The sequence below is a fragment of the Lentzea sp. NPDC051838 genome (assembly GCF_040681245.1).
In the GTDB taxonomy this organism is placed as follows: Bacteria; Actinomycetota; Actinomycetes; order Mycobacteriales; family Pseudonocardiaceae; genus Lentzea.
In genome coordinates this window covers 365,024-378,425 of sequence record NZ_JBFAYI010000004.1, presented here as the reverse complement: position 1 = coordinate 378,425, position 13,402 = coordinate 365,024, and the positions used below count along the sequence as shown (strand labels likewise).

Here is a 13,402-nt window from a genome sequence, read left to right as displayed (position 1 = left end):
GACCACTGTGGACTACCAGAACCTCGTGCTCGACGACCACGACGGCGTGCTGACGGTGACCGTGAACCGGCCGCGGGCCCGCAACGCGCTGTCCCAGGCCACACTCACAGAACTGCGCCACCTCCTGACGAACCTCTCCGCGCGAGCGGTGCTGCTCACCGGGTCGGAGGGGCCCGCGTTCATCGCGGGGGCCGACATTCGCGAGATGGCCGCCATGACGCCGGAGGAGGGTGAGGCGTTCGGCGCGCTGGGTCAGGAGGTGACCCGGTTGCTCGAGGAACTGCCCGTCCCCGTCATCGCCTGCGTGGACGGGTACGCGCTCGGCGGCGGCTGTGAGATGGCGCTGGCGTGCGACTTCGTCTACGCCACCGGCAAAGCGGTGTTCGGGCAGCCGGAGGTGCTGCTGGGGCTCATCCCCGGTTTCGGCGGCTGCGTCCGGCTGTTCCGGCGCGTCGGTGTGGCACGGGCCCGCGAGATGATCTACTCGGGCCGCCGGGTGGATGCCGGGGAGGCGCACCGCATCGGGCTGGTGAACCGGGTGTTCGACACGCGCGAGGAGATGGTCGCGGCCGCCCGGCTCATGCTCGCCGACATCGCCGCCAACTCGCCCGCCGCGGTGGCCGCGTGCAAGTCGGTGATCAACTCGGTGCAGGGCCTGCCCGTCGGCACCGGTCTTCAGGTCGAGCTCGACGCGTTCCGGAACGCGTTCACCACCGCCGACATGCGCGAGGGCACCACGGCGTTCCTGGCCAAGCGCACCCCGGTGTTCCGCCCGTGAAGCGAGGTCTGCTGCTGCGCGCCCTGCACGACGGTCACGCCGCCGCGCTCTGGCGCTACGCCGTCCACCTCACCGGCGACGAACAACTCGCGGAAGACGTGGTCCAGGAAGCACTTCTGCGTGCCTGGCGGCATCCGGACATCCTGGAGCAGGGCACCTCGGCGTCGAAGGCGTGGCTCTACGCCGTGGCGCGCAACTTCGCCATCGACGAACGCCGCAGCGCCAGAGCCCGGTGGGAGATCGAGTTCGCCCGGCTGCCGGAACCCGCGCGGACCGACCGCACCGACCGGATCCTCGACGCCCGGCTCATCGCGGACGCGCTGTCCCAGCTCAAACCCGAGCACCGCGTGGTGATCGCGCGGGCCTACTACTGCGGCGAGACGATCGCCGAGCTCGCCGCAGCGCTGGACGTGCCGCAGGGCACCGTGAAGTCGCGGCTGCACTACGGGCTGCGCGCGCTTCGGCTCGCGTTGCAGGAGAACGGGATCACCGGGCCGTGACGGATCCGTTCCGCGAGTGGGACGTCGCGTACCTGATGGGTTCGCTGTCGCCGGAGGACCGGCGGGCCTACGAACGTCACCTGGAGGTCTGTCCGCCGTGCGAACACGCGGTCCGCCAGCTCGCGGGCATGACGGGAATCCTGTCGCGCGTGCCGAAGGACTGGGCGCTCGGCACCCTGCCGGACGTGCCATCTCCGCGCGTGCGCGTCCTGGTCGTGGCCGTCGTCGTGCTGACCGGGGTGGTGGTGCTACTGCTGCTCACGCACTGCACGTGGTGACACGCCCAGCTCGCGGCGGCAGACCTTGTTGAACGCCTGCAGGTCCGGGATGCCGACGGTGGCGGCGACGGCCGTGACCGACAGGGTCGAGGCGGTGAGCAGGTGACGAGCCCGGTCCATCCGGCGGCGTCGCAGGTAGGCGACCACCGTGGTGCCGGTGCGAGCGCGGAACAACCGCGTGAGGTGGTTGTGGGACACCCCGGCCACCTTCGCGATCTCCGCGACGGACAACGGCGTGGCCAGGTGCGCCTCTATGTGCGCCGCGGCCACGGTGAACGGATCCGCTGTGGCACCGGCCGGGGGCGCGTCGGTCAGCTGCCACAGCACGGTCCACAGCTGTGCCGCTGCTCGTGCCGGTGCCGCGGCGAGCGCACCGCGCATCAGCCGGGTGATCAGCGTCCTGTTCGGACTGACGTCCTGCATCACCGGCACCTGGTGCGGTTCCCCGCTGAGCTTCAGGTGCGCGTAGAGGTGTTCGGACCTGCCGCGGTACCGGAAGAGCACCTCGGTGTCCGGCGGGACCAGGCTGGCGTGACCCGGCGCGATGCGGTGCTCGGTGCCTTCGATTTCGAGCGTGCCCTCGTACCCGTAGAGGTGCAGCTGCCACAGGTCCGGCAACCGGAAGACGTCGTCCAGCCTCGTGACGCCGTGCACACCGACACCGACGGCCGCCACCACCGGCGCCTCGCCCAACGGCAGCTCGACCTGACGCACGGTGAAAAACTACCAGTAGTGGGTGATTTCAGCCCATGCCGCACAACGATCACGGCTTTACGTTCAGGTGCATGCGAACCAGCACTCTGCTCAGTTCGGTGCAGCTGGCCAGTTTCGTCGCACACGGGTATCTGCGCCTGGACGCGGTCGTACCCGACGAGATGAACCGGGAAGCACTCGAACTGCTCCCCCTGGGAATCCCCGGCGTGCCGTACGGAACTCCGGTCGCCGACGCCTACCCCGAGGGGTCCTTCCCCCGGCGGCTCGTCGAGCTGCCCGAGGTCGCCGGCGCACTGCGCGGCCTCGTCGGGCCGGATCCCGAGATCGACCACCACGCGGTGCACATCCGGGAACCCCGCGAAGGCCATGCCCAGCACCTGCACGGGGACGCGATCATCGACGTGCGGCCGGACGCGTTCGACGTCCAGCTGATGTACTACCCGCAGGAGGTCACCCCGGACATGGGCGGCACGCTGGTCGTGCCGGGCAGCCACCTGCGCCGCACCAACGAGACCGACACCGGCCGCTACCAGAACCTGAGCGGCCAGACCCGCCTGGTCTGCCCGGCGGGCACGGTCCTGTTGCTGCACCACGGCATCTGGCACGGCGGCCGGCGCAACGACAGCGACCGCCACCGGTACATGTTCAAGATCCGCTTCAACCCGACCGTCCCGCAGGTGCGGTTGTGGGACACCGCGGACCTGGACTCTTCCGACGTCACGACCGAACTGAGCCGGTCCTTCCCCTGGTACGAGTGGGCCACCGGCCGTCTGGAGATCCACAACCGGGTGCGGCTCTGGCGTGCCCTGACCGGCGACGACTCGTTCGACGTCGAGCACTGGGTCACCCGCGTCACCAACCGTCCAGGGCAGAGGAGCCACGCGTGAGCCTCCGGCAACAAGTTCTGGTGCTGTACCTGGCCAGCTCCGCGCTCGACTCCCCCGTCGTCGGCTGGTCCCGCTACGACGGCACCGGCGAGTCCCAGCCCACCACGGGTGACTCGGACTCCCCGCCCTACCCGGACGGGGTCGCCGCGCTGCGCGACGGTTGGCGCCTCATCCAGGCCGCCCAGCTGCTTCCTCCCCATCCGGGGGACGAGTACGGCACCTCCTTCCTAAAGCACGAGTTCTTCTTCGAGCAGCTCAGCTGATCTCGAAGCGGGACACCGCGACCGAGCCGCCGAGCGCCTGCGTGGCGTGGTTGAAGATGCCGAACCGGTAGCCCATGAAGAACTGCCACTCGTTCTTCAACGTGAAGCCGGTGCCGAGCGGGGTGAAGCTCACTCCGTCGGTGCTGTAGGAGAACCGGGCCTGCCTGCCGCTGCCAGGACGGATGTCGGCGTTGGCGCGCAACCAGATCCGGTTGCCGCTGAGGTTCGACGACGCTACTTCCGTGCCGGTGCCGGTGGTGTTCCAGTTGCCGTCCATGGTGAGTCCGTTGACCATGACGACCCGGTTGCGGCCGTTGTCGCGTTTGATCCCGATCCAGGCCGACGAGTCGCGCAGCATCGCGAGACCGCTGCGGTCACCGTCCCGCATCGAGCTCACGTCGAGCGCGACGGTGGCCGTGGAGGACGGGCCCTGGATTCGGTGCGTCAGGGTGTTGCGGGCGTTGTACAGGTCGTTGGTGACGGTCGCGGTGGAGAGCCGCAACCCGTTGTTGACGCTGTACTTCGTCGTGTCCGGGTTGTGGTTCCACTCCCACTGCGGGCCGAGCTTGGTGCCGTCGAAGGTGTCCACGCCGGTCATGGGTTTGACCTGGCGCGGCGGGGCGGGCAGGTTCGGCGCCGGGTAGTTCACGCCCCAGCCGCCGTTGACGGTCGTGACGCGCGGCCAGCCGTCCGAGGTCCACGTGATCGGGGCGAGCACCGGTACGCGGCCGCCGGGATAGGCGTCGACGAAGGCCATGTAGTACCAGTCGCCGTTCTGCGTCTGCACCATCCCGCCCTGGTGCGGCACTCCGCCGCCCTGGATCGGGCCGGGCATGTTCAGCAGCACCTGCTGCACGGTGTACGGGCCGAACGGGCTCGACGACCTGAGCACGTACTGGCCGTTCGCCGGCCTGGTCAGCCAGATGTAGTAGTAGCCGCCGCGCTTGTAGAACCTCGCCCCCTCCAGGGTGCCGATGTTCTGCGGTGTCTGGAACACCTGCTGCGACCGCACCTCGGACCTGCCGTCCGCCGACAGCTGCGCGACGCTGATCTGGGTGTTGCCGTACGCGACGTACATCGTGTCGTTGTCGTCGATCAGCATGCCCGCGTCGTAGTAGCACTTGTTGATGGTGGACAGCTTCGACCACTGACCGTCCACCGCGGTGGCGGTGTAGAGGTGCGTCTGGGCGAAGTCGACGCAACCGCCCCAGTAGTAGGTTTTGTTGCTCTTGCGGTAGTTCAGGAACGAGGCCCAGATGCCGCGCACGTAGCCACGGCCGCCGTTGAGGTCGTACTTGGCGCCGAAGTCCAGGCGTGGCACGGAATGCCCGGCGTACTCCCAGTTCACCAGGTCGTACGAGCGCAGGACGGGTGCGCCCGGCGAGTAGTGCATGGTGGACGCCGAGTAGTAGTACGCGTTGTCCACGCGGATGATGTCGCCGTCCGCGAAGTCCTGCCACACCACCGGGTTCGTGACCGGTGCCGCCCCTGCCGCCGTGCTCGCCCCCAGGAGGACGAGCACGGCCAACATCGCGAGGATCCTCATCGTCAGCAGGCCGAGTTGGTCTGGGTGAGCAGGCCGAGCCGCCAGGGCAGCTTGTTGTAGTCGCCACCCGAGTTGGGGTTCATGCCCTGGTAGAGGAAGCGGAGCTGGCAGGGGTTGATCTCCATGGTCTGGTCGACGCCGGTGCGGATCATCTCGCCGTGGCTGAAGTCGCGCGACCACGCACCACCCGGGAACGTCACGTTGTTGCTCCTGGCGAACGGGTTCGACTCCTCCGCAGCGAGCGCGGTCCACGGGCCGGTGATCGCCGGGGCGGTCCAGGTGCGGAACCACCGCCGGCCGTCGGATCCGATGGCCTCGTGCACCAGCAGCCACTGGTTCTTGCCGGCGACCTTGTAGACGTTGGACGCCTCGAACAACCTGTTGCGGTTCGAGTCCTGCATCGCGATCACGGTGTTGGTGAAGCCGTTGGGGAACTGGCCCGTCGTCGTCTCGGACCGGTACAGGTGGCCGTTGTCGTCGGACGAGAACAGGTAGCACTTCGCGGTGTCGCACACCATCCAGAAGTCGACCCAGTAGCCGTTGCCGATGTTGTCGCGGATGATCTGCGGCATCCCGTTGGCGTAGAAGTTCTTCGGCGCGGACCAGGACGACGGGTTGGAGATGTCCGTCGTCGTGGAGTACGACGCGTTCGATCCCGTTTGGTACACCAGGTACCAGAGGCGTTGGGGCGCGAAGTAGAACACGTGCGGCGCTGCCTTGTAACCGCCCCCGACGGGGGTGCGGTCCAGGTAGTAGTGCGGTGCCGCGGCTGCCTGCGACCAGTCGGTGAAGCTCGTGTACATGATGTTGTAGCCGGTGGTGAACACCGAGGCGAACACGTGGTACTTGCCGTTGTAGTAGACGACGCTGGGGTCCTTGACCGAGTAGACGGTCGGGTGCGCGCTGTCCGGCTTCGGGCTGATCAACGTGCCGCTGGAGGACCAGCGGAAGCTCGACGGCAGGTTTCCGGCCGGGGTCCCCGTGGTGGTCGTGGTGGTGGTCGTGGTCGTCGGGCCGACATCGCCGGTGCACAGAGTGCCGTTGAGGGTGAACGACGTGGGGTTCGGGTTCGTACCGCTGGACGAACCGTTGAAACCGAACTCGACCTTGCCCCCGGTGGGGATGGCCGCGTTGTAGGAGACGTTGCGCGCGGTCACCTGGGCACCCGACTGGCTCACCTGGGAGTTCCACGCCTGCGTCACCTGCTGGCCGGCGCCGAAGCTCCACGTCAGGGTCCAGCCGTCGACCGCGTCACCGAGGTTGGTGATCGCCACGTTCGCGGTGAACCCACCGTCCCATTGCGACGGTGCGGAGTAGGTCACCGAGCACCCCGGTGCGGCCGCGGCGGGAGGCACCGTCACGGCGGCGAGTGCGGACACCGCGGCCAGGGGCACCGCGGCGAGGGCCGTGAGCCGGGCCCCGCGGGAGTGGAACAACCGTGCGAAGAACATGATCACCCTTCGTCGTCGGAGGGAGCGGGGGCCGCCGGAGCCACGGCCCGGAACCAGACCGCGGCCATCTTGCGGTAGCCGGAAGCGTTGGGGTGGATGCCGTCGGGCAGGTCGGACACGGGCACGGCCGGGTACATGTCCACCACGTGCACCCGTTTGCCCGCCGCCGCTTTCGCCCTCAGCAACGGGATGATCGCGGCGTTGTAGTTGCGGACGGTGCCGTCGGCGAACCGGATCGGAATGATCGTCGCGACGAACACCTCCGCGCCCGGCGCCTGCGCGGTGATCTTGTCCACCAACGCGGAGAGCCGTCGCGGCGCCCCGGCCGGGTCGCTGCCGTACATGTCGTTGGTGCCGATGTGCAGCAGGATCGTGCGCGGGTTGTAGGTGCGCAGCCAGCCGACGACCTTCGCGTCGACCTGCGCGATCGTCCAGCCGGGGTGGCCCTCGTGGTCGCGGTCCGGCATGACACCGGGACCGTCCGCCAGCGAGCCGACGAAGTCGACGTCGCGCCCGGCGGCCCGCAGCTTCGCACCGAGGTCGAGGCGATAGCCGCCGATCGAACCGCCCTGGGTGATCGAGTCGCCGAGCGGCATCACGCGCGCCGGATCCACAGTGGAGGGTTGCAGGGACTGTTCGGCGACGGCGGGCGGTGCCACCAGCAGGACGGCGATCACGGCTCCGCACAGCGCTTTGAGCGGGCTTGACATGAATTCAACGTAACGAGACCGTCACACCCGGTCAAAGCTAAAGTTGTGAGCGCTCACCTTTAGCTGAAAGCGTTCGACAGCATCGAAGAATCATTCGACAGGGCGGCACAGTGTTAGCGTGCACTAGAGGCGTGGCGGGGCCACCGACCCGCCCTCGCGCACCGGCATCGACACCCGGCGGATCGACGGCGCCCGACCACCGCGCCCACGTCGTTCGACCATCTCCACCAGCGCCGTCACCGCCTGGGCGCCGAGCTCGTAGTGCGGCAGCGCGACCGTGGTCAGCCGGGGACGCAGCCACGAGGCGAGCGGGTGGTCGCCGAAACCGATCACCGAGACGTCGTCCGGCACCGAGAACCCCGCCTCGCCGAGTGCCTGGTACGCCCCGAACGCCAGCCGGTCGCTGAAGCACACCAACGCCTTCGGCCGGTGGTGACGCAGCAGCGCGGTGGTGGCGGCGAACCCGTGCTCCGGCGTCCACAAAGGACACCGGTGCGCGCTCACCACCTCGACGCCCTCCTCCAGGAACACCTCGCGCAGGCCGAGCAGGCGCTCGGCGGCCGCGATGCTGCCGGGCGGCACGTCGTGCACACCGGGCCCCGCGCCGATCAGGTGCACGCCCCGATCATGTCCCGCGCCGACCAGCATCGCGGCCGCCGAGCGGCCAGCCTGCACCTCGTCGGGCAGCAGGGACGGGACCGCACACCGCGTCAGGGGCACGGCGTTGAGCAGCACCGCCGGCCCGTCGTGCAGGCCGTCCGGCACGGCGACCACGCTCGTGTTCACGGCGGCGAACACGACGCCGTCGACCCGCTGGTCCTGCATCGCGTCGACCAGCGCCCGTTCGACCACCGGATCGCCGCCGGACTCCCCCACGAACACCATGAACCCGTGCCGGTGCGCGGCGTCCACCGCGCCCTTCACCATCTCGCCGGCCAAGCCCGACGACGCGACGGTGTCGGACACGAACCCGAGCGTCTGCGAACGCCCGGCGCGGATCGCGGCCCGCCGATAGCCCAGCTGCTGCGCGGTCGAGCGCACCCTGCGCTCCGCGGCCTCCGAGATGCGCAGCTCGCGCGCACGCCCGGTCAGCACCAGCGATGCCGTCGTGACCGACACCCCGCTCGCGGCCGCGACGTCGGCCAGTGTCACGCGCGTTCGTCCCACGGCAGATCCGCCTCCCGCGTCGTTACGGGTGTCCCTCGTCGTCGTACCGGCTGGCGGAGTCCCGGCGGAAGGACTCGCCCGCCCCCTACCGCGTCAGGCGATCGGGATCCCCCGCCTCGCCGCGGCGCACCAGCCACGCCTCCGTGATGTGTGTGAACATGGCGTCCGCCGCACCGGCCGCGTCCCCGGCCGCGATGCGCTCGTAGATGCGGCGGTGCCCCTTGTTCGACGCCACGCACAGGTCGCGCCCGGTCTTGCCGAGGTACCCGGCGGAGGCGACGACCTGGTTCTCCAGCGACCGCACGACGCCGCGGGCGATGCGGTTCCCGGACGCCTGCATGATCGTGTCGTGGAAGAGGCGGTCCTGCTCCACGTAGGCGAGGGTGTCGTCGACGAGCTCGTCCATCCGGTCCACCAGCGCGAGCAGCCTCGCCACCGCGTCCTCGCCGGCCGTGCGGGCGGCGACCTGCGCCATGTCCGACTCCAGCAACCGCCTGGTCACCACGACGTCGTCGAGGATCGCGAGGCTCTCGTCCTCGGCGATCGTGGCGGCGAGCACCAGCTCGTCGAGCATGTTCCACTGCGTGCGCGGGGTGACCGTGGTGCCCGATCCCTGCCGGACCAGGATCAGCCCCTTCTCCTGCAGCACCTTCACGGACTCGCGGATCACCGTCCGGCTCACCGAGAAGGTCTCGCACAGCACCGGTTCCGGGGGCAGCGTCACCCCGGCGGCGTAGTCGCCGCGCACGATCCGCTGCACCAGCTCGGTGGTGACCGCCACGGCCAGGCTGGGAGGTCTCCTCGTCCACTCCGGGGTCACGGGCGTGTCCAGCTCCGGACGTGTTGCCGACATGGTGCCTCCGTTGCAGCGCTGCACGGTTCGCAGGTTGGCCCAGTATACGTAACACCATTGACGTCACACGTCATACGAGTTACGTTCCGACGAGGCTTGCTCAAGCCCTCCATCACCTCCGCTCGACGTCCACTCAGGACCTGAGGAGGTCCCTTGTCCAGTTTCGCGTTCTCTTTGGCGCGCAAGAACTCTCTCGTCGCGACCGCGGTCGTGGTCGCCGCACTCGTCACGGCTCCCGACGCCTCCGCGGCCACCACGACCCTGTACGCCTCCCCGAACGGCGCCGGCACCGCCTGCTCGGCCGCCGCCCCCTGCGCGCTTCCCGCCGCACAAACCGCGGTGCGGGCGCTCAACGGCACGATGTCCGGTGACATCGTCGTGGAGCTGGCCGACGGCGTGTACCGGCTCTCCCAGCCGTTGCGCTTCACCGGCGCCGACTCCGGCAACCACGGCTACCGCGTGCTGTGGCAGGCCGCGGCCGGTGCGAAACCGGCCATCAGCGGCGCCAGGGCGGTCACCGGCTGGTCGGTCGCCGACTCCGGCAAGAACATCTGGCGCGCGAACGTCGGCACCGGCGTCGAAAGCCGTCAGCTCTACGTCGACGGCGCGATCGCCACCCGTGCACGCACCCAGGTCAACCGGAGCGACTTCACGTTCACCGACACGGGAATGCGTTTCTCGAACAGTTCCTTGAACTACCTGAACAACCTGGCGAACCAGAACCGCGTCGAGGTCGAGAGCGTCAACTCGTTCACCGACCGCTACTCACCGGTGCAGAGCATCGCCGGGAACTTCCTGACGATGCAGCAACCCGCCTGGAACAACAACACCTTCGGCTACGACACGCTCAACAACCCGTTCCGCGCGGGTCCGCTCTACCTCGCGAACGCCTACGAGTTCCTCGACTCGCCCGGTGAGTGGTACGTGAACCCGTCGACCGGCGTGCTGTACTACATCCCGCGCGCCGGGCAGAACATGAGCGACGTCAGCGTCGAACTCCCCGTGCTGCAGTCACTTGTCGGCGTCGGGGGCACCTACGACGCGCCCGCGCGCAACATCACGTTCGGCGGGATCACCTTCACCGGCACGTCGTGGCTCGGCCCCAGCAGCAACCAGGGTTTCGCGGACCAGCAGACCGGCGCCTACATCGCGGGCAACTGGAACTGGCCCGCGGACCGGCTGAACTCGTGCAAGAGCGGCTGCAAGCTGTTCGAGGCGGTGCGGCCGCACTGGTCCCAGATGCCTGCCGCCGTTCAGGTCTCGGCGGCTTCGGGCATCACCTTCACCGACTCGAAGTTCCTCAACCTCGGGCAGACCGCGATCGGCATCGGCAACGACGCCAACGCGCACGCCGGCGGTGTCGGGCTGGGCGCGTCCGGCATCACGGTCACCCGGTCGGAGATCGCCCGCAGCTCAGCCGGCGGCATCGTGGTCGGCGGCGTGCGCGCCGACGCCCACCACCCGAGCGACCAGCGCATGGTCAACCGCGACATCACGGTGAGCTACAACAGGATCCACGACCTCGGCGTCGAGTACCGCGGCATCGTGTCGGTGCTCAACACCTACGTCACGAACGCGACTGTGGCGCACAACGAGGTCTACAACCTGCCGTACTCCGCCATTTCCCTCGGCTACGGCTGGGGTTCCAACGACGCGGGCGGCAGCAACCACTACGCGGGCCGCGGCCTGTACGACTACCAGCCGCGGTATTCGACGCCCACGACGGCGTCCGGCAACAAGCTGCTCAACAACTACGTGCACGACGTGATGCAACAAATGACCGACGGCGGTTGCATCTACACGTTGGGCTGGAACCCGAACGCGGAGATCAGCGGCAACTACTGCCTGCGCACCAACGGTTTCTTCGGGCTCTACTTCGACGAGGGCTCGAAGTACTACCGCGCCACCGGAAACGTCTTCTCCGCCACCGGAACGTGGGCCACCGCGAACTACGGCGGCGGCGAGAACATGGGCAACTGGACCGTCACCGGCAACTGGTCGACCAACGGCAGCAGCAACGTCATCAACGGCGACCGGGGCAACGTCGTGAACAACAACACCGTCGTCTCCGGCGGGAACTGGCCAGCCGGAGCCCAGGCGGTGATGGCGAACGCCGGACCGGGCGGCAGCGCTCCCGGCGGCCGCGAGAACGTCACGATCGTCGGCGGCTCCGGTCGTTGCGTCGACGTCGCCAACACGAACAACAACACCCAGGCACGGCTGTGGGACTGCGGTACGAGCCGTCGTTGGAACTACACCTCCAGCAAGCAGATCACCTTGCAGGGCAAGTGCCTCGACGCGTCGGGGCAGGGCACGAGCAACGGCACCGCGGCGATCCTCTGGGACTGCCACGGTGGCCTGAACCAGCAGTGGAACGTCAACACCGACGGCAGCATCACGGGCGCGCAGTCCGGACTGTGCCTCGACGCCAGCGGCAACGGGACCGCGAACGGCACGCTGATCCAGCTCTGGTCCTGTCACGGCGGGACGAACCAGCAGTGGGCTCTGCGGAGCTGAACGCGCGGCGGTTCCCCCGTCCCTGGCCGGGGCGGGGGAACCGTTTCCCTGCGGTGGAGATGGTCAGGAGCAGGCGGTGCCGTTCAGCGTCGCCGCCGAGAACGGCGGTGTGGAGCCGTTGTAGTTGGCGTTGAAGCCGATGGTCGTCGTGCCGCCCGCCGGGATCGAGCCGTTGTAGGACGCGTTGGTCACCCGGACCACGTCCCCGGTGTCGGTCCAGGTGCCGTTCCAGCCGTTCGTGACGGTCACGCCGGGCGCGGAGAACGTGAACGTCCAGCCGTTGATCGCGGAGCCGCGGTTCTCGATCACGATCTCCGCGTTGTACCCGCCCTGCCACTGGCTGATCAGCCGCTGGCTCGCCCGGCACCCGCTGCCGGGGTTGTTGCTCGTCGTGGTCGTGGTCGTTGTGGTGGTGGGACCGGGACCTGCCGCCATCGCCAGCTCGTAGGCGCGCTGCGGCACGAACTGACCGGCCGGCCCGATGCACCCATCCGACTCGCCGGGCAGCTTGACCCACAGGAAGGCGGCGATCTTCGAGTCACCCGTGTTCACCGTGCTGGGCGTGCCGATCGCCCGTCCCGGCGGGTCGCACCACTCGCTGCCCGCCGGCCCGTTGCCGTTGCGGCTGGTGTCCACCACGGCCTGCAGGCGACCGTCGCCGACGGAGCTCAGCACCGCCTTGGCGAAGTTCACCTCGTCGGAGGTCGAGCGGTAGTTCGACACGTTGGTCGAGATGCCGTCGGCGCTGTTCGAGATGTCCGCGCCCCGCAGGCGGTTCGCGGCCTCGGCCGGGGCGAGCCACGCCGAGTGCCCGATGTCGAAGTAGACCTTGGCCTGGCCGGACCCGGACTTGAGCTTCTTGCCCGCGTAGGCGATCGACGCCTTGGTCTGGTTCTGCTGGTCCGCGTTCTGGCAGTTGGTCATCAACGGCAGCACGTCCGGTTCGAGCACGATCGTCGCCGGACGGCCCGCCAGGCCCGCGGCTACCTCGTCCACCCACGCCCGGTACGCCTGGTGCGACGGTGCCCCGCCCCCGCTGGCACCACCGCAGTCGCGGTTGGGGATGTTGTAGACCACCAGGATCGGGACCTTGCCCGCCGACGCGGCCGCGCCGACGAACGAGCTGACCTCGGAGCGGACGGCCGAGGTGTTGGTGGTCGTGTACCACCGCGCCTGCGGCACCGAGGCGATCCGGTCGCGGATCACCGATGCCCGCGAGTCACCGGGGTTCGCGGCCACCCATCTCGCGCTGGAGCTCGACGGGTCGACGTAGAAGGCCGACTCCGCGGCGCTGACGGTCGTGGCGCTCAGCGCCGCGACGACGGCCCCTGCGACGAGCACGCCGGCGGCCGCGCAGGCACCGGTGCGGGCAGGATCGATTGCTCTCATTCAGGTCCTCACAGCGTCGTTGCTGGTCATGAGAGCGCTCCCACCAGCAGCACCACGGAATCGCCACCGGAGAAGCGCGGTTGATCGTGCGCCAATGTAGTCACGAAAACGCAGCTCGGTCAACGCTAAAAAGTGTTAGCGCTAACTTTAGCAACGTCGATCCGTCGAATGATGAAAACGGTTTGTTCGACACATTCGATGTGCAGACTGGGAGCGCTCCCTGTTCTTTGTAGGCCGTTCAGCTCAAAACCGCGCACGCCTTCTTGTGAGCGTGAACACGAAGCTGCGACACTCGGCCGCGGCGCACTCCCCACCTCGTGGGGAAAGGTCCTGCCCGTCACGCCCGGCA

At 68.8% G+C, this 13,402-nt stretch carries 13 protein-coding genes; 6 read left to right on the top strand and 7 right to left on the bottom strand.

Annotated features, from left to right (window positions below; translation table 11 throughout):
• Positions 1 to 7: 7 nt before the first annotated feature.
• Genes AB0M24_RS12960 through AB0M24_RS12950 form a run of 3 tightly spaced genes read left to right on the top strand, consistent with a single transcriptional unit; the run spans position 8 to position 1,556 of the window.
• Positions 8 to 778 carry an enoyl-CoA hydratase-related protein gene (locus tag AB0M24_RS12960; protein ID WP_363765313.1) on the top strand — a complete coding sequence of 257 codons (771 nt, stop codon included), beginning with the start codon at positions 8 to 10 and terminating at the stop codon, positions 776 to 778.
• On the top strand, positions 775 to 1,278 hold the full coding sequence (locus AB0M24_RS12955) for a sigma-70 family RNA polymerase sigma factor (RefSeq protein WP_363765311.1): 504 nt from the start codon (positions 775 to 777) through the stop codon (positions 1,276 to 1,278). Before AB0M24_RS12960 ends, AB0M24_RS12955 begins: the two co-directional genes overlap by 4 nt.
• Positions 1,275 to 1,556 (top strand): zf-HC2 domain-containing protein, encoded by a 282-nt coding sequence (locus tag AB0M24_RS12950; RefSeq protein WP_363765308.1) that lies wholly within the window; start codon positions 1,275 to 1,277, stop codon positions 1,554 to 1,556. Before AB0M24_RS12955 ends, AB0M24_RS12950 begins: the two co-directional genes overlap by 4 nt.
• Here AB0M24_RS12950 and AB0M24_RS12945 read toward each other — a convergent pair.
• Positions 1,527 to 2,270 (bottom strand): AraC family transcriptional regulator, encoded by a 744-nt coding sequence (locus AB0M24_RS12945; protein ID WP_363765305.1) that lies wholly within the window; start codon positions 2,268 to 2,270, stop codon positions 1,527 to 1,529. The two genes, AB0M24_RS12950 and AB0M24_RS12945, sit on opposite strands and share 30 nt — an antisense overlap.
• A gap of 71 nt (positions 2,271 to 2,341) precedes the next feature.
• On the opposite strand from AB0M24_RS12945, the gene AB0M24_RS12940 reads away from it, so the two are divergent.
• Together AB0M24_RS12940 and AB0M24_RS12935 are read left to right on the top strand one after the other, a co-directional pair.
• Positions 2,342 to 3,157 carry a phytanoyl-CoA dioxygenase family protein gene (locus AB0M24_RS12940; RefSeq protein WP_363765303.1) on the top strand — a complete coding sequence of 272 codons (816 nt, stop codon included), beginning with the start codon at positions 2,342 to 2,344 and terminating at the stop codon, positions 3,155 to 3,157.
• Positions 3,154 to 3,420, top strand: coding sequence for a hypothetical protein (locus tag AB0M24_RS12935; protein ID WP_363765300.1), 267 nt, complete (start codon positions 3,154 to 3,156; stop codon positions 3,418 to 3,420). The genes AB0M24_RS12940 and AB0M24_RS12935 overlap by 4 nt, the downstream gene beginning before the upstream one ends.
• Here the strand turns inward: AB0M24_RS12935 and AB0M24_RS12930 are convergent.
• The 5 genes from AB0M24_RS12930 to AB0M24_RS12910 form a co-directional block, all read right to left on the bottom strand.
• Entirely contained in the window at positions 3,413 to 4,966 is a 1,554-nt protein-coding gene (locus AB0M24_RS12930; RefSeq protein ID WP_363765297.1) for a glycoside hydrolase 43 family protein, read from the bottom strand. The two genes, AB0M24_RS12935 and AB0M24_RS12930, sit on opposite strands and share 8 nt — an antisense overlap.
• Before the next feature lie 2 nt (positions 4,967 to 4,968).
• On the bottom strand, positions 4,969 to 6,417 hold the full coding sequence (locus tag AB0M24_RS12925; RefSeq protein ID WP_363765295.1) for a non-reducing end alpha-L-arabinofuranosidase family hydrolase: 1,449 nt from the start codon (positions 6,415 to 6,417) through the stop codon (positions 4,969 to 4,971).
• A 2-nt stretch (positions 6,418 to 6,419) separates the two neighbouring features.
• On the bottom strand, positions 6,420 to 7,127 hold the full coding sequence (locus tag AB0M24_RS12920; RefSeq protein ID WP_363765292.1) for an SGNH/GDSL hydrolase family protein: 708 nt from the start codon (positions 7,125 to 7,127) through the stop codon (positions 6,420 to 6,422).
• A 123-nt stretch (positions 7,128 to 7,250) separates the two neighbouring features.
• Positions 7,251 to 8,294: a LacI family DNA-binding transcriptional regulator gene (locus AB0M24_RS12915; protein WP_363765289.1), complete on the bottom strand. Its 1,044-nt coding sequence runs from the start codon at positions 8,292 to 8,294 to the stop codon at positions 7,251 to 7,253.
• Between the two features lie 85 nt (positions 8,295 to 8,379).
• Complete coding sequence (locus AB0M24_RS12910) at positions 8,380 to 9,147, bottom strand: FCD domain-containing protein (RefSeq protein WP_363765286.1); 768 nt, start codon at positions 9,145 to 9,147, stop codon at positions 8,380 to 8,382.
• 153 nt (positions 9,148 to 9,300) lie between these two features.
• On the opposite strand from AB0M24_RS12910, the gene AB0M24_RS12905 reads away from it, so the two are divergent.
• Positions 9,301 to 11,664 carry an RICIN domain-containing protein gene (locus AB0M24_RS12905; protein WP_363765283.1) on the top strand — a complete coding sequence of 788 codons (2,364 nt, stop codon included), beginning with the start codon at positions 9,301 to 9,303 and terminating at the stop codon, positions 11,662 to 11,664.
• Positions 11,665 to 11,727: 63 nt separating this feature from the next.
• On the opposite strand, the gene AB0M24_RS12900 is transcribed toward AB0M24_RS12905, so the two are convergent.
• On the bottom strand, positions 11,728 to 13,053 hold the full coding sequence (locus tag AB0M24_RS12900) for a glycoside hydrolase family 6 protein (RefSeq protein ID WP_363765280.1): 1,326 nt from the start codon (positions 13,051 to 13,053) through the stop codon (positions 11,728 to 11,730).
• Positions 13,054 to 13,402: the final 349 nt, after the last annotated feature.